Here is a 22,542-nt window from a genome sequence, read left to right as displayed (position 1 = left end):
GGAAAAAGCGCGGGCGGACTCCACTCGGGGTCCGCCCGCGCCTTCCCGTCGATCCCTAGCCGAGCGCGACGTGCAGCAGCTTCTCGTTGCTGTTGTTGGGGGTGCTGTCCTTGTCGCCGGTGTTCGACGTCGTCAGCCACAGGCCGCCGTCGGGCGCGGCCTCCACCGTGCGCAGCCGCCCGTACGTGCCGTTGAAGTAGATCTGCGCGTCGGGCAGGTTGCCGTTCGTGATCGGCTCCCGGTACAGCCGGGTGCCGCGCTCGCAGGCCACGTACAGCACGTCGCGCACGACGGTGATGCCCGAGCACGAGCCGTCAGCGGTGGAGTAGGTCCGCTTCGGCGCGATGAACCCGGCGGTGCCGCAGGAGCCCGTGCCGTTGGAGGTGCCCTCGCACGCGGGCCAACCGTAGTTGCCGCCCTTGGTGATCAGGTTGGTCTCGTCCATGATCGCGTTGCCGAACTCCTGCTCCCACAGGCGACCCTGCGAGTCGAACGCCAGCCCCTGCGGGTTGCGGTGGCCGTAGCTCCACACGTAGTTGCCGAACGGGTTGTCCGAGGGCACGCCGCCGTCCGGGTTCAGCCGCAGGACCTTGCCGTTGAGGCCGTTCTTGTTCTGCGCGTTGTCGCCGTTCTGGGCGTCGCCGGTGCTGGCGTAGAGCTTGCCGTCCGGGCCGAACCGCAGCCTGCCGCCGTCGTGGAACTTGTTGCGCAGGATGCCGCTGAGCAGGATCTGCTCGGAACCGGTGTCGAGCCGGTCGTTCTCCAGCTTCATCCGCACGATCCGGTTGTCGTTCGGGGACGTGTGCATGAAGTAGAGCCAGTGGTCGGTCGCGAACGAGGGCGAGATGGCGAGCCCCATCAGGCCGCCCTCGCCGTCGGTGCCGGACACGTTGGGCACCGTGCCCACGGTCGTCTTCGCCCCGGTGGCGGGGTTGAGGTGGACGATGTCCTGCGCGTCGCGGCGGCTGTAGAGGATCGTGCTGTCCGGCAGCGTGACCAGGCCCCACGGGATGTCGGTGTCGGTCCCGATCTGGGTCACCCCGCACACCGGGTTGCTGCACCCGGCGCCGGTGGTCACCGCGGCGGTGCCGCTGCGCGCGGACTGGTTCGCCTGCCCGTCACGGGCGATGACGTAGTACTGGTACCTGGTGTTCGCGGCCAGTCCGCTGTCGATGAACGACGTGGCCGGGGCGGCGGTGGCCGTGCCGGTGACCGTGCCGACCTTGACGTCACCTCGGTAGACGTCGTAGGCGCGGACGCCGGTGTTGTCGGTCGACGCGGCCCACGACAGCGTGACCGTGGTCCCGGACGCGGACCCGGCGAGCTGCGAGGGCGCGGTCGGCGGCTGCGTGTCGGCCTGGCACTGCGGCGGTGTGATCGGCACCGTGGTGCTGGCCTGGGACACGTTGCCCGCCGCGTCGCGCGCGTTGACGAACAGCCCCCAGGTCACCCCGGCGACCACGGTGAGGCTGGTGGACAGCGTGGTGCCGCCGACCGACTTCATCAGCTGGCCGTCGTGGTAGACGTCGTAGAAGGCGACGCCGACGTTGTCCGTCGAGGCGTTCCACGAGAACGTCACCGCGTCGCACACCAGGTCGCTCACCCTGGCGTTCCCCGGCACCGTCGGGGCCTGCGTGTCGACGGCGCCGCCGGAGGTCCGCCACTTCTGGTTGTCCTGCCCGTTGCACGTCCACATGCCCACCAGGGCGCTGTTGGCCGTGCTCGCGGCCTTCACGTCCAGGCAGAGGCCGGACTGCGAGCCGACGATCGCGCCGTTCGAGTTGAGCGACCAGCGCTGGTTGGCGCCGCCGTTGCAGGTGTAGACCTGCACGTCGGCCGGGGACGTCGTGTCCGCGCCGACCACGTCCAGGCACAGGGTGTCGTCGTAGATCCGGATCTCGCCGGTCGAGGTGAGGTTCCACTGCTGGTTGGCCTGGTCGTGGCAGTCGAAGATGCTGACCGCCGTGCCCGACGTGCGGGCGCCGCCCACCACATCGAGGCAGCGGCCCGAGGCCACGCCGACCACGGCCGTGCCGGCCGCCGCCGAAGCGGGTACCGCGCTGCCCGCGGACGCGATCGTCACCACGGCCAGCAGGGTCGCCAGCAGGCGGGCCGTCCCGGCCCTCGTCGTACTCCGTCGCATGGAATTCCTTCGGTGTCGCACAGGGACCGCGACGGTGGGGAATCCGGCGCCGCGGGTCGGGCACGGCTCCGCGACCAGGGCGGGTGGCGGCGGTGCCGGGGCGGGTGGTGGAAGCGCTCCCACCCTCTTGGGCCACTATCCCAACGCTCCGCGTGCCCGGCAACTCAGGTGCCCCTGCCGCAGGACTTCGTCGAACGGCGAATCCCGTTGCGCCACCTGGTGTTCCCCGCCCCGGCCGGTCGCCACCTGAGACGCTGGGGGCCACAAAGGACGGTAGGTGGACCCGTCGGTCTACCGGGGTGTCGCGGGGCGTCGGCGAAGGCCCGCACCCGGACGTCCGGGGTGGTCAGCGCCGGGGCGAGTGGGAGCGGGCGGGTGCGGCCCGAAGTGCGGTTCCCCGGCGATGGTCGCGGAGCGCCGCAACTCCGCGACGCCTCACCGATCACGAAATGTGATCGCTGCGGAGTCCGGGTGGGGCTGGTTCGGGCCCGCCCGATCGGCTGGGATCGACCCATGCGCATCGGAACCGGCCTGATCGACCCCGCCACGCCCGCGGAGGTGGCGGCGGCCGCGGCGGACGCCGCCCGCCGCGGCCTGGACAGCTTCTGGACCAACCAGAGCCCCGGCGGGTGGGACCCGCTCATGTTGTTGGCCACCCTCGGCGAGCGGCCGCCGGAGATCGGCACGGCGATCCTCGCCACCTACCCCCGGCACCCGGTGACGACCGCGACCGAGGCGCTCACCGTGCAGGCCCTGACCGGCGGCGCGCTGACGCTGGGCGTCGGACCGAGCCACGCCTGGTACATCCGCGACCAGCTCGGCATCCCGTACACCTCGCCCCTGCGGCACACCCGCGAGTACCTGTCGGTCCTGCGGCCGCTGCTGCGCGGCGAACACGTCCGGCACGCGGGGGAGTTCTTCACCGTCGACACCGAACTCGGCCTCACCGCCCCGGCCCCGCCGCTGCTGATGTCGGCGCTCGGGCCGCGGATGCTGGAGCTGGCGCGGGAACTCGCCGACGGCGTCGTCACGACGTGGGTGACGCCCGAGCTCATCGCCGACCACGTCGTGCCCCGCGTCGGCCCCGACCTCCGCGTCGTGGTCCAGGTCATCACCCTGCTGACCACCGATCCCGCCGGCGCCCGCGAGGCGCTGTCCAGGGATCTCGCCTTCGTCGCCGGAATGCCCGCGTACCGGGCGTCCCTCGGCCGCGCCGGTCTCTCCGACCCGGCGGACACCGTCGTGATCGGCGACGAGGAGGCCGTCGTCGACGCCCTGGCCCGGTTCCGCGACGCGGGTGCCACCGACGTCGTCGTCGCACCCCTCGGCGGCCCCGCCGACCGGGCGCGGACGCTGGACCTGGTCGGCGCGGCCGCGCTCCGGTGAGCTGACCGGTGTCAGCGCAGGACGCGCGTGGAGAGCGCGTCGAGCCAGGGGGCGGGCTCGGGCGGTCGGCGGTGGCGGACCGCGTCCACTCCCGCCGCGCGGGCGGCGGCGAGGTCGGCGTCCGCGCTGCCGACGAACACGCACGACCGCGCGGGGACGGCGCACGCGTGGACCGCCGCGGTAACCAGGTCCGGGGCGGGCGGCAGGACGGCGGGATCCGGCCCGCTCCGCCCGGCGATCCGACGCACGTGCGCGTCCAGCCCGTGCAGCACGAGGAACATCCGGATCGCCTCGACGTCCAGCGACCCCACCACGGTGATCCGGGCACCGCCCGCCGCCAGCGCGGCGAACACCTCGTGGACACCGGGCACGACCCGTGCCGCCGCCACCACCTCGCACTCGATCCGCCGCCACTGCGCGTACACGGCCCGCTCGGTGGCCGGGCCGATGGTCGCCGCGAAGGCGAGCACCACGAACGGATCGCTGGTCCGCTCCACCTTCCGCGGCAGCCGGTCCTCCGCCACCAGCACCCGCAGCCTCCCGGCGATCGACTCCACCGCCAGCCCCTCGGCCACCGGCCCGTCCAACGCCACCAGCACGTGGTCGCGTTCCTCCAGCAGTTCTTCGGCCTGCACGGCATCCCCCCTCGGTTTCCCCCCACGACCAGGATGCCGCCAACCGGGCTTGTTGTCAGGGGTATCGGGTGCTTACCAGTGGCCGGGCCGCACGGGTGGCCGTCGGACCACCGGGTGCCCGCCACGGCCGACCCGGCGTCAGGCCAGGTGCGGGGAGCCCAGGCAGTGCGCTGCCGAGGTCGCGGCGGCGGTGAGGGCTTCGGGCACGTCGGCGCCCGCGAGGTGGGCGAGCAGGAAACCGGAGAAGAACGCGTCGCCCGCGCCGTTGGTGTCCACGATCCGCTCCACCGGCACCGCCGCGACCCGGTGCACCACGCCGTCGGCCACCGCCACGGCACCGTCCGCGCCGAGCGTCGCCACCGCGGTCCGGCAGCCGGTCAAGGCGAGCAGCGCCTCCAGGTCGGCGCGGTCGGGCACGCCGTCGTCGTTGAGGAACAGGTGGTCCGCGGCGGCCAGGAAGTCCTGGTGGAACGCCGAGCGGCCGTTGTAGTCGTGCAGGTCGCACCAGACGGGGACACCCGATGCCCTGGCGGCGGCCAGCAGGGGGCGGGAGTGTTCGGCGAGGTCGATCACGACGGCGTCCGCGTCGGTGAGGGCGGCCAGCGCCCGGTCGTCGTGGCGCGGAGTCGTCAGCACGGGCACCTCCAGGTAGATCGACACCCGGCCGCCGTGGGAGTCCATCAGGTTGAGGTGCTGCTCGGTCGGCCCGTCGGCCATCTCCGCGATCACCTCCACACCGGCCGCCGTGAGCGTGTCGACCACCGTGCGCCCCGGACCGTCGTCACCCACGACCGTCCGGAGGGTGACCCGCGCGCCGAGCCTCGCGAGGTTCAGCGCCTTGCCCGCGGACGTGCCGCCGATGGTCTCCCAGTGCCGTCGGGCGAACTCCATGTGCGGACGGGCCTCGGGCAGCTCGTCCAGTTCCACCAACCGGTTCCAGGACACCGGGCCCGCGACGAACACCCTCGGATCGCTCATGGGGTCATTGTGGATCACGAGCCCGTGTAGCTGCGGTAGCGCAGCAGCACCCGGTCCACCAGCGGTCCGGCGGCGCCGGTGTAGCGGGCCGGGTCGAGCAGGTCGTCCAGGTCGGCCGAGGCGAGTTCGGGGGACCGGGCGAGGACGTCGCCGAGGGGCACGTCCTCCGCCGCGGCCTGGAACGCGGCCGCGGTCAGCAGCGACTTGGCCTTCGCCTTGCCCACCAACGGGGTCAGGGCGACCGCGAGCCGTTCCGCCACGATGGCGCCGCGGGTCAGGGCGACGTTGGCCAGCATGCGGTCCGGGTGGACCTCCAGGCCCTCGGCCAGTTCCACGGCGGCGAAGGTGGCGCCCCCGGTGAGCCGGAGCGCTTCGCGCAACGGTTGCCACTCGGCGTGCCAGGCGCCCGCGGGCCGTTCGTCCTCGGCGAGCATGCACTGCGCCAGGACCATCGTCAGCGCGGGCACCTGGCGGGCGGCGGACACGATGAGCGTGGACAGCACCGGGTTGCGCTTCTGGGGCATGGCAGACGACGCGCCCCGGCCCTCGGCCGCCGGTTCGGCGACCTCGCCGATCTCGGTGCGGGACAACGTCTGCACGTCCACCGCGAACTTCCCCAGCGCCCCGGTGACGAAGCTCAGCACCGCGGCGAGGTCCGCGATCGGCGTGCGCACGGTGTGCCACGGCAGCACCGGTTCGGCCAGGCCGAGCTCCTCGGCGAACGGGGCGATCAGCTCGACGCCGCCCAGCGGCAGACCGCCCCCCGGCTTGGCGTGCTCCCCGTACGCGGCCAGGGTTCCGGCCGCGCCGCCGAGCGAGGCGGGCAACCCGGCGGAGGCCACCGAGCGGACGCGGGCCAGCGCGTCGAGCACCAGTTGCAGCCAGCCCGCGGCCTTGAGGCCGAACGTGGTCGGCACGGCGTGCTGGGCCAGGGTGCGCCCGGCCATCAGGGTGTCGCGGTGCTCCTCGACCAGCGCGGCCAGCGCGGCGGCGACGCGGGTGAGGTCGCCGTCGATCCCGGCCAGCACCCGGCGGGCCACCAGCATCGCGGCCGAGTCCAGCACGTCCTGGCTGGTGGACCCGCGATGCACGTGCTCGGCGGCCTCCGGGTCGACGGCCGCGACGAGCGCCGTGAACGCGGGGACCAGCGCCACCACGGGGTTGGCGGCCGCCCGCGACGCGCGGGCGAGCGCGACGAGGTCGAGGCGGTCGGCCTCGGCCGCCTTGGTGATCACCTCGGCGTGCGCCTCGGACACCAGGCCGAGCCGGGCCTGCGCCCTGGCCAGCGCGGCCTCGACCTCCAGCATCGCCTGCAACCAGGCTTCGTCGCACGTCGACGCCTCGACGGGCGTCCCGGACCAGGTGGGGGAGAGCAGACCGGAGTCGGTCCCGGCGGCGGTTCGGCTCATGCTGTGGCGCTCCTGTACGGGATGCGGGTGGTGAGCACGGCACGGGCGATGGCGTCGGCGTCCTCCAACGTGACCGATCCGACGCCGGGGCGGATGCCCGCCGCCGTCACCCAGTGCACGCCCTCGGTGGGCACGCCGAACGCGAACCGCGCGGGGTGCGCGGCACCGGTGCGGTCGACCAGTCGGTACGGGCGCCCGGTCACGGCGAGGCCGCCGCTCTCGTAGCCCCCGACGCGGTAGGGCCGCGACCGGCCGGTGGTGAGCAGGTAGCGCAGCAGCGGGTTCGCGCTGCGCCGCACGTCGATGTCGGGCAACCGGGCCTCCACGAGCGCGCGGCAGCGCACGGGAGGGCCGGGGACCTCGGTGGAGTCCGCCAGGAACACGCCGTCGGCGGTCGACCGGCGGATCCTGATCCCCGGCCCCACCACGTGCAGCACGCCCGCCTCCACCAGCGCGATCATCTCCTCGATCCGCCGCGCGGGCGGGCCGATCGAGGTGAACGCGTTGAGCGGGCTGTACCAGCCCTCCAGTTCGTCGCGGTAGGAGTCGCCGCTGATGCCGCCGTGGTCGACCACGAGCCGGATCTCGTTGCGCAGGTCGCGCAGCACGTCGAGCGCGGCCTTGAGCGGACTGGACAGGTTGCCCATCCCGGCCTGCCGCACGTCGTGGCGCAGGTGGTCGAGCAGCCAGTCCCGGAACTCCTCGCGCCCGCCGAACACGCGGTCGCCCTGCGGCCGTTCGACCAGCGCCCAGTCCCACCGCCGCTCCGCCGGGACGCCGTACTTGTCCAGCAGGACGTCGTCGTCCGCGGGATCACCCGCCACGAAGGACCGGGTGAACGAGTCCGAGTCCAGGTCGCCGCTCGCCGCCCTGACCAGGATCCCGTAGTAGACCGCCCGGACCTCGCGGTCCACCAGCGGCCACACGGCTTCGCGGAAACCCGCCGGATCGCCGGACCCGGCCCGCGCGCGCAGCCCCGCGATCACCTCCTCGGTGAGGAAGAACGGGTGGTGCCTGCCGTGCGCGCCCTTCTGGTTCTCGCCGCGCGCGTGGTAGGGGATGCCGCGCCGGGATCCCGCGTGCAGCACGGGTTCCAGCCCCGACGGCTCGTAGCGCAGACCGCCGGGGCCGCGGTGGAACCGCCCGCCGCGGCCGATGGTGAGCAGCGCCAGGTAGTCGAAGAAGTTGAGCCCGACGCCGCGGACCGCGACCGCCGTGCCGGGCGCGATCGCGCCCAGGTCGACGTCCGCGGGGTTGGCGGGCTCGACGTGGGCGAGCCGGTGCCGCCGGGCGAACCGCCGGTTCTCGTCCTGCTCGCGGCCGCGGGCGAGCGGGCCGTGGCCCAGCGCCAGCACGACCGCGTCCAGGCCGGTGAGGCGCGAGCCGTCCAGCAGCGCCACGGTCTGCGTGCCGTCCGCGGCGTCGTCGACGGCCACCGCCGTGCCCGCGTGCACCGAGATCGTGATCGACCCCGGGGCGGTCGCGACCAGCCGCCGGAACACCCAGTCCAGGTACCGCCCGTAGAACGCCCTGGTGGGGTAGTCGTCCGGGCCGAGCGAGGAAGCCTGGGAGGACACGGGTTCCGCGCACCCGACGTCACCGGCGACCACCAGCCGGGCCCACTCGTACAGGCTCGGGCCCGGCACCACGGGACCCTCGCAGGGCACGCTGTCGTCGGTGTAGAGGCTGATCTGGGAGGCCACGGTGTTCATCAGCAGGTGGTCGGACTGGTGGGTGCGCCAGACGCCGCCCGGCCCCGGCGGGAACGGGTCGACCACGTGCACCTCCACCGGGCGGCCGTCGGCGTTGGCGCACAGGCGTTCCAGCACCGAGGTGCCCCGCGGGCCCGCCCCGACCAGGCAGACCCGCAGGGGCGTCCCGGCGCTCATCCGGAGGCCAGCCCGCGCCGCCACGACACCGCCGGCTTCCAGCCCAGCCGCTCGCGGGCCCGGTCGGAACTCGCGCCGCGCATCGCGGTCAGCTGGTGGTTGGTGAACCACCCCAGCACCTTCCGGGCCATCTCGGCGTCCAGGACGCGCGGAGCGGGGGCGCCCAGCATCCGCGCGTACTCCGGCAGCCACGTCGACCCCTCGGCCGGGTCGTCGTCGGCGATGTTGAACACCCCGGTGGCGTCACCGTCCACAGCGGACAGAGCGGCCGCCGCGGCGTCGTGGACGTGCAGGAACGACGTCACGCCGACCGCGTTCTCCGGCATCGGCAGCCTGCCGCGGCCGACCCTGGCGCCGAACGCGCCCTCCGGGTCGTACTGCGTCCGGGCGCCGAACAGGGTGCCGTAGCGCAGGATCGTGCCCGCGATGTCAGGAGTGCCCAGCACCAGCCGTTCCAGCTCGGCCACGGCCTGCACGGTCCGCGCCCACGACGGGTCCGGCGCGTCCAGGTGCAGCGGCGCGTCCTCGTCGAGCACGGGCCCGCCGACCGGTGCGGTGGCGAACGCGACGCTCTGCACCACCAGCTTCCCCGTGCCCGCCTCCCTGGCCGCGGTGATGAGGTTGGCCGTGCCCTCGGTGCGCAGCCGGGCGGTGGCCTCCACGGCGTCCGCGCTCATCCGCCGCAACGCGGTCAGCTGGTGCACCACCACGTCCGCGCGGGCGGCGCGCAGCGCGAGCCGCACCGCCACCGGGTCCAGGGCGTCGGCCACCACGATCCCGTCCGCCTCCACCGTAGGCGACCCGTCGCGCACCAGCGCGGTCACGTGGTGGCCCCTGGCCCGCAGCAACGGCAGCAGCGCGCTGCCGACCAGTCCGGTCGCACCGGCGACGAGCACCCGCACGGCTAATCCCCTTCCGCCGGAGCGATCCGCATCAGCAACCTGCACGCGGGGTCGCCGTGCCGCAGGCACCCCGTCGAGCAGTTCTCCGCCAGCGCCACGCCGAGGCCGTCCGACCAGCCCGCGTGCACCTCGGTGCACGGGCACTCGTAGCCCTCGGTCGACCCGGCCATCCGCACCATGGTGAGGGCGAAGTTCTGCCGGATGACGATCTCCACGACCTCGTCGTCCAGCACGGCCGAGCGGATGTCGCGCAGCTCGTGGGGGAACATCCGGTCGGCGCACGCGTCGTAGCGCAGCCGCAGCTCCTCCATGTCCCGCGCGGGCTTCCCGCCGAAGTGCCGCGCGACCTTCCGGCCGACGGCCGTGGCCACGTACCGCAGCGCCTCGGCGTTGACCTCGTTCGCCGCCTGCTGGCCGAACCGCTTGGCCACGCCCTGGTACCAGCGCGCGTCGTGCAGCCACCACGAGCGGTAGACGTCCATCATCTCCGCGCGGGTGGTGCTGTCGACCTCCTCCACCGCCGTCACCGGCCACCGCCCGCGAGCTGTTCCCGGAAGCGCTCGCGCATGAGCCGCTTGAGCACCTTGCCGGTCGCGCCCTTGACCACGTCGGCCGCGTCCATCCGCAGCGCCCTCGTCAGGGTCGGGAAACCCTTGGCGCGCAGCACCTCGTTGACCAGCCCGGTCCACTCGGCGTCGTCCGTGCCGTCGTCGGCGACCTGGAGCAGCACGCAGGCGTCGGCCAGGCCGTCGCCGTCCCAGTCGGCCCGCACGCCCTCGGGCGCCACCCCGACCACGGTGCAGTCGGCCAGCGCGGGCAGTTCGGCCAGCAGCAGCTCCTCGGTGCGGGTGCTGAAGACGATGCCCCCTGCGGTGCGGATCGCGTCCGGCGCCCGGTCGAGGTGGTAGAAGTTGCCGTCCTCGTCGCGCGTCGACAGGTCGCCGGTGAGCCAGTACCCGCCCAGCCGCAGCCGGTGGAAGGTCAGGGAGTCGTTCCAGTAGCCGGGGGTGAGGGTGGGGGAGCGCACCCCGAGCCTGCCGACCACGCCGGGCGGCAGCGGTTCGCCGTCCTCGGACAGCACCGCGGCCTCGGCGAAGCTGATCGGCTTGCCGATGCACCGGCCGTAGGCGGTGCTGCCGGGCTTGTGGCCGTTGTGGAAGATCGAGTACCCGGTCTCCGACGAGCCGAGCCCGTCGGTGAACACCGAGCCCGGCACCCGGACGCGCCGGAAGTCCTCGCTCACGGTCTCGTGGCTGCCCTGCGCGATCAGCTCCCGCACGTGCGCCTCGTGCGCCGCGTCCCCGGTGTTGTACCAGGCCTCCACGCTGGCCAGGTCGCGCGCGGACAGGTCCTCGGCGGCCATCTCGCCGTAGGTGCCCGCGAACGCGAAGATGGTGGTGGGCTTGAACTCCTCGGCCGCGTCCAGCACGTCGACACCGCGCTGGCTGGACAGCATCTTCACCGGCGAGCGCAGCAGGAAGCCGAACAGCATCACCGAGATCGCCGCGTTGTGCGAGCCGGGCAGCGCCACCAGCAGCCTGCCCATCGAGCCGCCGACCGACAGCCGCAACCGGTGCAACTGGGCGTACAGCAGGGTTTCGTGGGTGTGCGGCACGGCTTTGGGCATGCCCGTCGTGCCGGATGAGTGCGAGATGATGATCGGGTCGGTCGCGTGGTGGGAGTACGGGTAGCCCCGCGGCAGCGGGCCCGCGGCGGCGATGTCCTCGGCGGTGACCAGGAAACCCAGCTCCAGGTCGTCGTGCGCGAGCGTCGGGTGGTGCTCGGCGTCGGCCACCGCGCCGACCGCGCCCTGGCGGCGGATGTACTCGCGGGCGATCTCGGGGCGCAGGTTGCCGTTGACGAACGACGGGATGGCGCCCAGCGAGGTCAGCGCCAGGAAGTTCACCGCGAACTCGGTGCTGGACCGGGTCTGGACGGCCACCGGGTCCCTCGGCCGCACGCCCTTGGCGTGGAACCAGGAGGCGTAGGCCTCCACGACGGCGTGCAGCTCGCCGAGCGTGAGCACCTCGGGGTGGCCGCCGTCGGGGGCGCGCCAGGTGCCGTCGGTCCAGAGCGCGGCGTCGTCCATCGACCGGCCGTACGCCTTCAGCCGGTGGATGACGTTGCCCGCGCCGAGTGTGCCGTCGTTCAGCACCTGCGCGCGTTCGGCCTTGCTGATCATGGTGTCGACCCCTTGTCGTGGGTGGCCAGCTGTCGGAGGTCGTGTCCGCCCGGCTCGGCGGGCGGGGTGTCGCGGTCGACGACCAGTGCGACCGCGAAGTCCTCGGCGGGTGGTGGTGCGTCCAGTTCGCGCAGCGCCGCGGTGGTGCGGTCGTTCCCGGCCAGTTCGACGCCGACGACGAGCACCCGGTCGAGTTCCGGGTCGTCGAGCAGCACGGCCGCGGCGTCGAGCAGCGCGGAGCCGAGGTCGGAGGTCGCGGACAGCGCCACCAGCGGCCCGGTGATCCCGAACTCCTTGCTGAGGTAGCCGAGGACGGCGTTCGGGGTGGCCTGCATGAACAGCAGCGGGTTGCCCACCTGCCCACCGACCATCAGCGTGCTGGCCAGGTCCGTCGTGGTCGAGTCGCCGACGACGCTGCCGAGCACGACCGCGGTCCGCGCACCGTCGCCCGGCCGCTCGACCAGGCAGCGGTGCGCGACGGCGTTCACCAGCGGGCTGAACGTGGACTCGATGAAGCCGGGCAACGGGTCTGCGGTGGTCGCGGTCGTCAAGGTCGCTCCAGCACGAGTGCGGTGTTGGCCCCGCCGAACGCCGCGTTGACGCTCAGCGCCCGCCGCACGTCGGCGCCGCGCCGCCGGTTGGGCACCACGTCGAGGTCGCAGTCGGGGTCGGGTCCGGTGAAGTTCGCGGTCGGCGGCAGGACGCCGTCGGTGAGCGCCAGCAGCGTGATCACGAACTCGACGACCCCGGCGGCCTCCAGCAGGTGGCCGGTCGTGCCCTTGGTGGAGCTGACCGGGACCCGGTCGGCGCGCGTGCCGAACACCGCGCGCAGCCCGCGGGTCTCGGCCGGGTCGTTGTGCTTGGTCGCCGTGCCGTGCGCGTTCACGTAGTCGACCCGCAGCCCGTCCGGGTCGCCCGCGCGGCGCAGCGCCCGCGTGGCGGCGGCGGCCAGTCCGGCGCCCTCCGGGTGCGGCCGGGCGATGTGGTGCGCGTCGGAGGCCGCGCCCCAGCCAGCCACGATGGCCAACGGCCGTGCGCCGCGGCGCCTCGCGGCCGAGGCGGATTCCAGCACGACGGCGGCAGCGCCGTCGCCGAGCAGCAGTCCGTCGCGGTCCGCGCTGAACGGCCGGATCACGCCGCCGCGCGACAGGGCCCTGCCCGAGTCGAACTTGGCGAAGTTCTCCTCCTCCACCAGGTACGCGCCCGCGCACACGGCCGACTCCAGCCTGCCGGACGCGATCTGCTGGCAGGCGTGGACGATCGCGGTCGCGGAGGCGACGCAGGCGTTGGTGAACGCCAGCCGCTGCCCCGTCGCGCCGAGCCTGGTGGCGAGCAGGTCGGCCAGCCGGGCGGGCACCGTGTCGGCCACCTCGACACCGGCCTCGCCGCGCCGGAACCGGGTCAGCGCGGCGAAGTCGCCCGCCGTGCCGACCAGCACCGCGGTGTCCTCGCCCGCGGTGAACCCGGCCATCTCCACGGCCTCGTCGGCGCACTCGCCGAGCACGTCCCGCAGCGCGTCGGGCTTGTCGCCCCCGGTGGTGGCGGCGAACGGGGTCCGGTACGGGCCGGTGTCGAACCGGCCGGTGGGCGCGAACGGCGGCACACCGCCGAAGACGCCGCGGCGGATCGCGTCGGCGCCGCGGCCGAACGCCGTCCGCACCCCGAACCCGGTCACCACGACCTCACCCGTCGGCACGTCCACCGGCCTGGTTGACGTAGTCGGTGATGCCGCGGATCGAGCGGAACGCGGTGATCAGCTCGTCCTCGGGCTCGATCACCAGGTCGTGCTCGGTGCCCAGCAGGTGCAGGAACCAGACCAGCCCCAGCGAGTCCAGCGCCAGTTCGGTGTCCTCGTCGAGCTCCGCGGGCAGCTCGGGGAAGATCTTGGGGTCGGACAGCAGCTTCCGCACCGCCGCGGTGGTGATCTCCACCCGTGCCGAGGATCCGGTCGTCATGCTGTCGCGCCCCTCCCGGCCACGTCGGCCGCCAGCTCGCCCAGCGTCATCGCGCCGAGCGGTTCGATGTCGGTCTCCGGGAACTGCACGTTGAAGCGCCGCTCCAGCCGCATGGTCAGCTCGATCAGGCTCAGCGAGTCGAGGTCGATCCCGCCGCTGCCCAGCGGGCTCGCCACCCCGACCTCGGCGTCGTCGATCGGGTGGTTCATGTCCTTGGTGACGGTGGTGAGGATGAAATCGCGGATCTCGTTCTCGAGCGTCGGCATCGGCCAACCCCTTCTGCGGTAGGACTTCAGGACGGCTTCGGCACGGCGGCGCGCAGGGTCTGCGTGCGCCGGATCAACTTCCCGTTGGACGTGCGGGGGAGCGCGGGCAGCACCCGGATCAGCCGCGGCACCTTGTAGGCGGCCAGCCGGTCGCGGCACCAGCCGGTGAGCTCGCCCGCGCCCGGCCCGTCGTCGCCCGCGGACACGTAGGCCTCGATGGACTCGGCGTGGACCACCACCACGTCGGTGACGCGGGGGTGTTGGCGCAGCACGGACTCGACCTCGACCAGGTCGATCTTCAGCCCGCCGATCACCACGAGCGAGTCGCTGCGGCCCAGCAGCCGGACGGCGCCGTTCCCGTCCTGCGAGGCGCGGTCGTGGGTGCGCAGCCAGCCGTCGACGTACCTGTCCTCCACGGGGTGGCCGTCGGCCGTCGCGTGGTCCCCGGACTCGAACAGGTACGGGGTGCCGTCGGGCATCGCGACCTCGAGATCGCCGTCGCGGATCCGCAAACTGATGCCCGGCACCGGTCTGCCCGCCGCGGGGCGGAGGTCGCCGCTCACGTCCATCGCGACCACCCCGGTCTCGGTGGTGCCGTAGGAGTCGCCGAGACCGACGCCGAACCGCTCCCGGAACGCCTCGGCCACCCCGTCGGGCATCAGTTCGCCGCCGGACACCGCCGCCCGCAGGGACGGCAGCGCAGGCGCCGACTTCGCCGTGGTCAGCAGCTCGTAGTGGAACGGCGTGCCGAAGATCGCGTGCACGTCGTGCTTCTCCGCCGTGGCCAGGACGTCCTTGGCGGACAGGCGGGGCGTGAACACCAGGGCCACGCCCGCCGCGAGCGAGTGCAGCAGCCCGGCGACCAGGCCGAAGCTGTGGGCCGTGGAGCTGAGCAGCAGCACCCGTTCGCCGGCCGCGGGCATGCGGTCGAGCCGGGTGAACCGCTCGACCTCGGCCGCCAGCGACGCGGGCGTCCGGCCGATCACCTTGGGCAGCCCCGTCGACCCCGAGCTGAACTGGACCAGCCGGTGGTCGGTCGTGGCCCGCCCGCCGTCGCGGTGGTACTTCGTGACCAGCTCGTAGGTCGGCTGGAACGCCATCGCGAACCGGCCGCCCGCCGTGGCCCGGACGGTGAACTGCGGGCGGCACAGCCCGCGCAGCGCCTCGACCTCGGCGGGCGCCAGCCGGTGGTCGGCCAGCATCACCTGCGCGCCCAACGACCACAGGGCGAACACCACCTCGACCTGGGTGCGGCTGGACGGCACCTGCACCAGGACCGTCGACCCGTCCGCGATGCCGAACCCGCTGAAGACCTTCGCCTCGGCGGCGACGGACGCGCGGACCTCGGCCCGGTCCACGACGCGCTCGTCGTGCACGAGGTAGGGCAGGTCGCCGGGATGGGCGTCGAACAGCTCGTCGAGGAGGGCCCGCACGTCAGCTCTCCTTGCAGAATTCGCCGATCGGGATGCCCACGTGCCGCTGGTCGGTCGCGAGGTAGCCGAGCAGCTCGTCGCCCTGCCGGAGTTCGGTGACGTTGCGGACCTTGCCGCCGGGGCCGAGCAGCCGGACGTGCCAGTCGTCCTGCACGGTCAGGCTGATCTCGACGCCGTCCACCGAGTGGGCGGTGATGCTCAGCAGCGGCCGGGACTCCAGCTTGGAGCGGCCGACCACGACCTTGCGCGTGCGGCCCTCGGAGTCGACCGCGAGGACCGTGCTGCCGGAGTGCAGCTCGCTGAGGTAGTTCGTGCGGTTGTCCGGGCCGAGCACGTAGGAGTGCAGGGCGCCCGCGTTGACCCGGAACGGCCGGGTCGGCATGTACGGCAGCGGGTGGGTCTCGCTGCAGGACAGCAGGAACCCGGTGGAGAACGACCCCACCAGGATGCCCTCGTCCTCCTCGAAGTGCGTGCACGTGTCGACGCACACCCGGTCGCCGAGGCCGTGGTGCTCGATGCGGTCGACGATCAGCGTGGCCAGCTCCAGCTTCGGGCTCGTCGCCTCCAGCAGCCTGCTCAGCGCGAACACCTCGGTGGCGTCCTTCGGCGCCAGCATCACGCCTTCCGAGCCGCGTTCGAGCACGTCGACCACGATCGAGGCTTCCTCGATGTCGCCGCAGACGGTGAACAGGCTGCCCGGCGCGCGGTCGGCCGCCGCCAGCACGATCTCCAGCGGGATCTTCGTCGGGTCGGCGAACCGGACCACGCTGTAGGGCAGCGCGACCGCGGCCGCGCAGGCCAGCTGGAGGGTGCGGTCGTCGTGCACGTCGACCCACGCGGCGGTGTTCTCGTCGCCGCCGCTGGAGAGCACGAGCTCGTCGAGCTGGGCCTGGTCGGTCACCACGGTGGTGGTGATGCCGCCGAAGTCCTCACCGCCGTCGGCGCCGACCAGCACGCCCGCGATGGTCGGGGGCAGCGTCGCGAGCACGGCGGGGTCGTCGGACACGAGGCCGTGCAGCCGGGAGTGGATCGCGGCGTCGACGACGCCTTCCACGTGCTGCGGGGCCACGGTGCGGAGGTCGATCCAAGCGAGCGTCATCGGGCACCTGTCGTCATCGTCGGGAGTCGGGGGAAGTCGGCCCGCGGGTTCGGCGCGTGCACGACGGCGGCGAGCCGGGCCACGAGCGAGGCGGGGTTGGTGGAGGTGAAGACCTTGCGGCCCACGGCGAGGCCCGCGCAGCCCGCGGCCATCACCTCGGTGGCGTGGGCGACGACGTCGGAGCCGTCGGTCGGCCCGCCCGCGACGAGCACTGGGATCGGGGAGCTGGCGACGACCTCCGCCAACCGGTGCACGGGCAGGGTGACCGAGGTCTTGACGATGTCGGCGCCCAGGTCCGCGGCGATGTTCACGACGTGCGCCAGCAGCACGGGGTCGTGCGGGTCGGTGATCCGCGGGCCGCGCGCGTAGGCCATCGCGATCAGCGGCAGCCCCCAGGCGTCGCACGCCGTCGCGACCGCGCCGAGGTCGGCCAGTTGGCGCTCCTCGGTGTCGGAGCCGATGTTCACGTGCACGCTGACCGCGTCCGCGCCGAGCCGCAGCGCGTCCTCGGCCTCGCCGACGAGCACCTTGGCGTTGGTGTCCGCCGCGTGCGACGTGCCCGCGCTGAGGTGCACCACGAGGGCGCAGGTCGCCAGCACGTCCGGTGGGATCGTGCGCGCCCGTCCCTTGTGGACGATGATCGCGTCGGCGCCGCCCGCGACGAGGTCGCGCAGCAGGTCGTGCCACCGGTCGTTGGGGACGACGGGGCCGTCGGACACGCTGTGGTCCAGGGGGACGAACAGGTGCCTGCCGTCGTTCGCCGAGGACAGCCTGCGCATTCGGAAGAGCTTCCCGGTATTCGCCATGCCGCGGACACCTCCTTTTCGTGAACCGGTCCTGAGAAGGAAGTGGATGGGAATGTTGGTCGCCACGCTAGCCGTACGCCGGATCACCGACAAATAACTTCCACCGATAACCCCGCGGTTATGGGGGTTCGGCGTCAATTCATCGGCGTCGCTTACCGGGGGTGTGTACCGCCAATCGGCGCATTCGCGTCCCACGGAATGGACTCTAAGAAGTTTCTCATTTCTTCCTGGCACATTCGGAGTCGTCGCCAGGCTCGGGGTTGAGCGGGAGGTCGTCTTGAGAGGTCCGACGGATCCGGTGCTGCTGGTCGTGGCCAGCCACGACGGACGGGGGCACACCGGGAGGCTCGCCGACGCGGTCCGCAAGGGCGCGGGCGAGGTCGAGGGCACCGACGTGGTGGCCGTCGCGGTCGACGAGATAGCCCCTGAGCAGTGGTTCCTGCTCGACGACGCGGACGCGGTCATCTTCGGCGCACCGACCTACATGGGGTCGGCGTCGGCGGCGTTCCACCGGTTCGCGGAGGCCAGCAGCAGGCGGTGGCTGACCCGCCGGTGGCAGGACAAGCTCGCCGCGGGGTTCACCAACTCCGGCGCCAAGGCCGGCGACAAGTCCGGCACGCTCGGGTACCTGACCACATTCGCGGCCCAGCACGGAATGGTGTGGGTCAACCTCGGCCTGCGATCGGGCTGGAACTCGACGAAGGGCAGCGAGGACGACCTCAACCGACTGGGCTTTTCACACGGGGTCGCCGCGCAGTCCAACACCGACGAAGGCCCGGAGCGGATGCACCAGGCGGATCTGGCCACCGCGGAGTACCTGGGGAAAAGGGTCGCGACCTACGCGCGGATCGTGGCCGAGGGAAAGAAGGCGTTGGGCGGGTGAAAAGGGTTTCCGAGATCGGCGGCGCCGAGGCGGGGCACCGCGCGGTCGCGCACCCGTGGCGGGTGGTCGCGGTCGCGGTGGCCGCCCAGACGCTGCTCTGGCTGGACAACTCCATCCTCAACATCGCGCTGGAGACCCTCGCGGACCCGGTGCGCGGGCTCGGCGCGACCGCGGGGGAGTTGGCCTGGGCGGGCAGCTCGTACTCCCTGGTGTTCGCCTCGGCGCTGTTCGCGGGCGGCGCGCTCGGCGACCGCTGCGGGCCGCGCGCCACCCTGGTCGTCGGGCTGGTGGTGTTCTCGGCGGCCTCGGCGTTCGGCGCCTTCAGCACCACGGTGGCGGAACTGGTCGTGGCCCGCGGGTTCATGGGCGCTGGCAGCGCGCTGCTGATGCCCGCGACGCTGTCGGTGATCGTCCGCTCCACGTCGGAGGCCGACCGGCCGAGGGCCATCGCGCTCTGGGCGTCGGCCAGCGGGCTGGGGGTCGCGCTGGGCCCCGTGCTGGGCGGCGCGCTGCTCGCCCGGTTCTGGTGGGGCTCGGTGTTCCTGGTCAACGTGCCGATCGTCCTGGTCTGCCTGGTGGGCGTGGCGGCCTTCGTGCCGCGGCTGCGCTCGGCCGACCGGAGGCCGTTGGACCCGCTCGGGCTGGTGCTCTCCGTGCTGGGACTGGGGAGCCTGGTCTTCGGGATCGTCGAGGGCGGCGACCGCGCGGACTGGACGGTGCCGGGCGTGCTCGTGCCGCTGGTGCTGGGTGTGCTGCTGCTCGTGTGGTTCGTCCTTGTGCAGCGCTCGGCGGAGCACCCCGGTTTCGACGTCGCGTTGTTCGGGGTGCGGTGGTTCGCCGGTGGCAGCGTCGCCCTGCTGGTCGCGTTCTTCGGGCTGACGGGGCAACTGTTCGCCACCGCGTTCTACCTCCAGGGCGCCCGCGGGCTCACACCCCTGGGCGCGGGCGCGGTCATGGTGGCCGCCGCCGTGGGCATCGTCGTGGGCAACATGGCCTCGCCGTGGATCACCGGGCACCTCACGATCCGCTGGACGGTGGTCGGCGGGATGCTGCTGGCCATCGCCACCTTCGCGAGCCACGTGCTCTTCGACCAGCGCACGCCGATCGCGGCGCTCGTGGTGGTGCTGGTGGCGCAGGGCTTCGGCATGGGCATGATCAGCGCCCCGATCACCACCGCGATGATGGCCGTCCTGCCGCCGGGGTCGAGCGGCGCGGGCGCGGCGGTCAACAGCGCCATGCGGCAGGTCGGCGGCGCGCTCGGCACCGCCGTGCTCGGGTCGGTGCTCACCGCCGCCTACCACCGGGCGATCACCCCGTCCCTGTCCCGGCTGCCGGAGGCGGTGCGGGACCAGGCGGCGGAGTCCGCGCGCGGCGCGAAGGCCGTGGCCGCCGCGACCGGGCGGCCGTGGCTCGTCGACGCCGCGGACAGCGCTTTCCTGAGCGCGATGCGCACGTCCTCCACCTGGGCCGTCCTGCTGTGCCTGGTGGGGGTCGCTTTCGTCATCAGAAGTTTCCGACCGGAGAGGTGAAGGGCGTCATGGAGTTGGGACTTCGACACCTGCGGGTCGTCGTCGCCGTGGCCGAGGCGGGCAGCGTCAGCCGGGCCGCGTCCATCCTGCGGATCGCGCAGCCGGGCCTGACCGCCCAGTTGGGCCGGATCGAGCGGGAGTTCGGCGCGCCGCTGTTCGTCCGGCGGCCGCAGGGCGTGGAGCCGACGGAGCTGGGCACGCAGGTGCTGCTGGGCGCCAGGGCGGTGATCGCCGGGTTCGAGGACCTGGTCGCGACCGCCCGGCGCAAGGCGCACAGCGGCGGCTCGACGACGGCGGTCCGGCTCGGCGGCGTGGACAGCCCGTGGATACCCGCGGTCGCGTCGGTGCTGCGCGGTCTCCTGCCGGGCCACGAGCAGATCACCTACGTGGAGGACAGCCCGGAGGAGGTCGTGGAACTGGTGCGCGCCGGTGGGCTCGACCTCGCGGTGATCACCGAGTTCCCCGACGTCCCCGCGCCGACCGGGCACCGGCTGGTCGTGCGCGAGGTGGACGTCGAGCCGCTGCTGGTCGGGCTGCGCGCCGACCACCCCGACGCCGCCCGCGACCGGGTCCGACTCGCCGACCTGGCCGGGCACGACTGGATCGCGCCACCGGACCGGGCGGGCGGACTGCGGCGCAGCCTGCGCACCGCGTGCGAGCGCGCCGGGTTCCTGCCGCGGTTCCGGCACTTCGGCGTCGACCAGCGCACCGCCGCGACGATCGTCGCCTCGGGCACGGCCGTGGGCCTGTTCCCGGCGCACACCGGCCAGCTGCCGGGGGTGGTGTTCCGCACGCTGGTCGACGAGCCGCTGTGGTGCCGCACGTCCCTGCTCTGGCAACCGGGGTCGCCGGTGGCGGGCGTCGCGGACGAGCTGGCGGGTGCGGTGGTGGACGAGCGGTTCGGCAGGCGCCACCAGCCGTTCCGCGTCGTCGACCGGGTGCCCGGCGACTACCCGCGCGCCGGGTGACCCCGCTGGACCTTCGCCAGGCACGCGGCCACGACGGCCGATCCCGTGCGCGGCAGCGGGATCGTGGTGATGACCGCGGGCAGTTCGACGGTGAACACCGCGCCCTCGCCGGGGCTGCCCTTGGCCGACACCGTGCCGTGGTGGCTCTCCACCACCTCGCGCACCAGCGCCAGCCCGATGCCGAACCGCTGGCCGCGGCCGTGGTGACCGCGGCTGAACCGCGTGAACAGCGAGGGGCCGTCCGCCTCGTCGAAGCCCACGCCGTTGTCGCGCACCGAGAGCCGGACGGTGAGGAGGTCGGGGGCGTCCAGGGTCACCACGACCTCCCCGCCCACCGGGGTGTGGCCGATCGCGTTGTCCACCAGCGCCGTGACGACCCTGCGCAGCGCGGACTCCGCGCCGGGCACCAGGAAGCGCCCCGGTTCGCGGCGCACCCGCAGCACCAGGCCGGTCTCGGCGGCGCGCACGTCCTCCGCGGCGACGACCTCGTCGGCCAGCGCGGCGAGGTCGACCACCGCGGGCGGCCCCGCGGGCTCCTCGCCCGGCCCGCCCACCAGCGCCGAGCGCAGGATGTCGTCGACCACGTCGCCGAGGTGGCGGGTGCCGTTCACCAGCCGCCGCACCTCGGTGGCCAGGGTCGGCGGGCAGTCCAGCGCTTCGGCCTTGCGCGCCAGCAGCTGCGCACGGGTGTGCAGCTGGGTCAGCGGCGCGCGCAGCTCGTGGCTCGCGTCGGCGACGAACCGGCGCTGGCGGGCGAGAGCGGCGTTGAGCGGGGCCACGGCGCGTTCGCACAGGAAGCGGCTCGCGCTCGACACGACGGCCGCCACCACCAGCGCGGTCAGCAGCAGCGCGATCGCGAACGCGACCAGCAGGTTCCGCTGTTCCAGCAGGGGGAACCGCTTGTCGTACACGACCTGCACGACCTCGTCGCCTCGTCGCCGGGTCAGCACGCTGTACTCCCGGTCGTCGAAGGCGACGTCCTCGAACAGCTCGGGGCCTCCGCGCCGCACGGAGTCGATGCTGCCGATCAGCGGGAACTCCGCGGGCAGACCGGCGGTGCCGTCCACGTCACCACCGCGGGCGACGACCAGCCAGGTGCACGCGGGTGGGCTGGAGATCGAGCTGTGGTCGACCGCCCACCCCATGTCGCGGTGCGCGTCGTCGGCTCGCATGTTCGCGGTGAGCAGGTAGACCAGGCACTCGACCAGCAGCACGACCACCGTGGTCAGCAGGGTCAGCCGGGTGGTCATGGACCAGCGGGCGCGGCGCAGGTCGGCGTGTTCGCGCGCCGCCGTCCCGATTGGCCGCGGCTGGATGGACAGCGTCATCAGACGGCTCCCGCGCGGTAGCCGAGCCCGTGCACGGTGCGCACGGCCTCGCGTCCGAGCTTGCGGCGGAGGTAGTGCACATAAGTGTCCACAATGGACTCCGAGGTCGCTTCGGGGAACACCTGCGTGCGCAGGTCGGTGCGCCGGCAGATGTTGTTCGGGGCGATCGCGAGCGTGCGCAGCAGGTCGCACTCGCGCGCGGACAGCTTGACCACGTCCCCCGAGGAGGTCAGCACCTCGCGGTGCAGCAGGTCGAGGTGGCCCCCGCCCAGCGGCAGCAGGTCGGTGTGCTCCAGGTGTCGCCGGTGCAGCGCGTTCACCCTGGCCAGCAGCTCGTCCAGCTCGAACGGCTTGCCGAGGTAGTCGTCCGCGCCCGCGTTCAGCCCCTCGACGCGGGCGGTCACGTCGCCGCGCCCGGTCAGCATCAGGACCCGCGCGGTGACCCCGGCGCGCCGCAGCCGGACCAGCAGGTCCAGGCCGTCCACGCCGGGTAGGCCGCGGTCCAGCACCATGATCCGGTGCTTGCGGCTCAGCGCCAGGTGCAGTCCCCGCTGGCCGTCCAAGGCGATGTCGACCTGGTAGCCCTCGCTCGTGAACAGCTCGGCCAGCATGGCCGCGACTTCCCGATCGTCCTCGACCAGGAGCAGGCTGATCGGCTCCGCCCCGACTGGGTTCGACACGGTGACCACCTTGGCACCTCAGCGCCGCCGCCACATCCCCTATCTGACTGTGAGTCGTGTCCCTGGCACGG

21 protein-coding genes are annotated in these 22,542 nt (G+C 73.4%); 4 read left to right on the top strand and 17 right to left on the bottom strand.

The annotated features are described in order from the left end of the window. Window positions 1–55 precede the first annotated feature (55 nt). Window positions 56–2,143, bottom strand: a complete 2,088-nt coding sequence (locus RM788_RS07385) for a PQQ-dependent sugar dehydrogenase (protein ID WP_315930776.1) — start codon at window positions 2,141–2,143, stop codon at window positions 56–58. A 513-nt stretch (window positions 2,144–2,656) separates the two neighbouring features. On the opposite strand from RM788_RS07385, the gene RM788_RS07380 reads away from it, so the two are divergent. After that, complete coding sequence (locus tag RM788_RS07380; protein WP_315930775.1) at window positions 2,657–3,529, top strand: TIGR03564 family F420-dependent LLM class oxidoreductase; 873 nt, start codon at window positions 2,657–2,659, stop codon at window positions 3,527–3,529. 11 nt (window positions 3,530–3,540) lie between these two features. Here the strand turns inward: RM788_RS07380 and RM788_RS07375 are convergent, their stop codons facing one another. The 14 genes from RM788_RS07375 to RM788_RS07310 all read right to left on the bottom strand — a co-directional run bounded on the left by RM788_RS07375 (window position 3,541) and on the right by RM788_RS07310 (window position 17,083). Next, complete coding sequence (locus tag RM788_RS07375) at window positions 3,541–4,164, bottom strand: HAD family hydrolase (RefSeq protein WP_315930774.1); 624 nt, start codon at window positions 4,162–4,164, stop codon at window positions 3,541–3,543. Window positions 4,165–4,302: 138 nt separating this feature from the next. Beyond that, the gene (locus RM788_RS07370; protein WP_315930773.1) at window positions 4,303–5,142 is read right to left on the bottom strand and encodes a carbohydrate kinase family protein; all 840 of its coding nucleotides are present in this window, start codon (window positions 5,140–5,142) and stop codon (window positions 4,303–4,305) included. A gap of 14 nt (window positions 5,143–5,156) precedes the next feature. After that, complete coding sequence (pcaB, locus tag RM788_RS07365) at window positions 5,157–6,551, bottom strand: nitrosuccinate lyase (protein WP_315930772.1); 1,395 nt, start codon at window positions 6,549–6,551, stop codon at window positions 5,157–5,159. Further along, window positions 6,548–8,440: an FAD/NAD(P)-binding protein gene (locus RM788_RS07360; protein WP_315930771.1), complete on the bottom strand. Its 1,893-nt coding sequence runs from the start codon at window positions 8,438–8,440 to the stop codon at window positions 6,548–6,550. Before RM788_RS07360 ends, pcaB begins: the two co-directional genes overlap by 4 nt. Then, a complete protein-coding gene (locus tag RM788_RS07355) occupies window positions 8,437–9,342 on the bottom strand; it encodes a 3-diazoavenalumate denitrifying reductase (protein WP_315930770.1) in 906 nt (301 codons plus the stop codon). The genes RM788_RS07360 and RM788_RS07355 overlap by 4 nt, the downstream gene beginning before the upstream one ends. A 2-nt stretch (window positions 9,343–9,344) precedes the next feature. Beyond that, window positions 9,345–9,869, bottom strand: a complete 525-nt coding sequence (locus tag RM788_RS07350; RefSeq protein ID WP_315930769.1) for a hypothetical protein — start codon at window positions 9,867–9,869, stop codon at window positions 9,345–9,347. After that, the gene (locus RM788_RS07345) at window positions 9,866–11,524 is read right to left on the bottom strand and encodes a 3-aminoavenalumate diazotase (protein WP_315930768.1); all 1,659 of its coding nucleotides are present in this window, start codon (window positions 11,522–11,524) and stop codon (window positions 9,866–9,868) included. Before RM788_RS07345 ends, RM788_RS07350 begins: the two co-directional genes overlap by 4 nt. After that, complete coding sequence (locus tag RM788_RS07340; protein WP_315930767.1) at window positions 11,521–12,075, bottom strand: beta-ketoacyl synthase N-terminal-like domain-containing protein; 555 nt, start codon at window positions 12,073–12,075, stop codon at window positions 11,521–11,523. The genes RM788_RS07345 and RM788_RS07340 overlap by 4 nt, the downstream gene beginning before the upstream one ends. Then, window positions 12,072–13,220 (bottom strand): beta-ketoacyl-[acyl-carrier-protein] synthase family protein, encoded by a 1,149-nt coding sequence (locus RM788_RS07335; protein WP_315930766.1) that lies wholly within the window; start codon window positions 13,218–13,220, stop codon window positions 12,072–12,074. Before RM788_RS07335 ends, RM788_RS07340 begins: the two co-directional genes overlap by 4 nt. Next, the gene (locus RM788_RS07330; protein ID WP_315930765.1) at window positions 13,207–13,479 is read right to left on the bottom strand and encodes a hypothetical protein; all 273 of its coding nucleotides are present in this window, start codon (window positions 13,477–13,479) and stop codon (window positions 13,207–13,209) included. The genes RM788_RS07335 and RM788_RS07330 overlap by 14 nt, the downstream gene beginning before the upstream one ends. Continuing rightward, window positions 13,476–13,745 carry an acyl carrier protein gene (locus RM788_RS07325; RefSeq protein WP_315930764.1) on the bottom strand — a complete coding sequence of 90 codons (270 nt, stop codon included), beginning with the start codon at window positions 13,743–13,745 and terminating at the stop codon, window positions 13,476–13,478. Before RM788_RS07325 ends, RM788_RS07330 begins: the two co-directional genes overlap by 4 nt. A 26-nt stretch (window positions 13,746–13,771) precedes the next feature. Then, the gene (locus tag RM788_RS07320; protein ID WP_315930763.1) at window positions 13,772–15,178 is read right to left on the bottom strand and encodes a class I adenylate-forming enzyme family protein; all 1,407 of its coding nucleotides are present in this window, start codon (window positions 15,176–15,178) and stop codon (window positions 13,772–13,774) included. A 1-nt stretch (window position 15,179) separates the two neighbouring features. Further along, the gene (locus RM788_RS07315) at window positions 15,180–16,277 is read right to left on the bottom strand and encodes a 3-dehydroquinate synthase II family protein (protein WP_315930762.1); all 1,098 of its coding nucleotides are present in this window, start codon (window positions 16,275–16,277) and stop codon (window positions 15,180–15,182) included. After that, complete coding sequence (locus tag RM788_RS07310) at window positions 16,274–17,083, bottom strand: 2-amino-3,7-dideoxy-D-threo-hept-6-ulosonate synthase (protein WP_315930761.1); 810 nt, start codon at window positions 17,081–17,083, stop codon at window positions 16,274–16,276. The genes RM788_RS07315 and RM788_RS07310 overlap by 4 nt, the downstream gene beginning before the upstream one ends. Window positions 17,084–17,360: 277 nt before the next feature. On the opposite strand from RM788_RS07310, the gene RM788_RS07305 reads away from it, so the two are divergent. From RM788_RS07305 to RM788_RS07295, 3 genes are read left to right on the top strand one after another with little or no spacing between them, the layout of a single operon-like run. Next, window positions 17,361–17,966 carry a flavodoxin family protein gene (locus RM788_RS07305; protein ID WP_315930760.1) on the top strand — a complete coding sequence of 202 codons (606 nt, stop codon included), beginning with the start codon at window positions 17,361–17,363 and terminating at the stop codon, window positions 17,964–17,966. Next, window positions 17,963–19,495, top strand: coding sequence for an MFS transporter (locus RM788_RS07300; protein ID WP_315930759.1), 1,533 nt, complete (start codon window positions 17,963–17,965; stop codon window positions 19,493–19,495). The genes RM788_RS07305 and RM788_RS07300 overlap by 4 nt, the downstream gene beginning before the upstream one ends. A gap of 8 nt (window positions 19,496–19,503) precedes the next feature. After that, window positions 19,504–20,463 carry a LysR family transcriptional regulator gene (locus RM788_RS07295; protein WP_315930758.1) on the top strand — a complete coding sequence of 320 codons (960 nt, stop codon included), beginning with the start codon at window positions 19,504–19,506 and terminating at the stop codon, window positions 20,461–20,463. Here the strand turns inward: RM788_RS07295 and RM788_RS07290 are convergent. Continuing rightward, entirely contained in the window at window positions 20,445–21,791 is a 1,347-nt protein-coding gene (locus RM788_RS07290) for a sensor histidine kinase (protein WP_315930757.1), read from the bottom strand. The two genes, RM788_RS07295 and RM788_RS07290, sit on opposite strands and share 19 nt — an antisense overlap. Then, window positions 21,791–22,471 carry a response regulator transcription factor gene (locus RM788_RS07285; protein ID WP_315930756.1) on the bottom strand — a complete coding sequence of 227 codons (681 nt, stop codon included), beginning with the start codon at window positions 22,469–22,471 and terminating at the stop codon, window positions 21,791–21,793. Before RM788_RS07285 ends, RM788_RS07290 begins: the two co-directional genes overlap by 1 nt. Window positions 22,472–22,542: the final 71 nt, after the last annotated feature.

The organism is Umezawaea sp. Da 62-37, assembly GCF_032460545.1.
In the GTDB taxonomy this organism is placed as follows: Bacteria; Actinomycetota; Actinomycetes; order Mycobacteriales; family Pseudonocardiaceae; genus Umezawaea.
The sequence above is the reverse complement of the archived record's forward strand: the minus strand, read 5'-3'. Positions and strand labels throughout refer to the sequence as shown.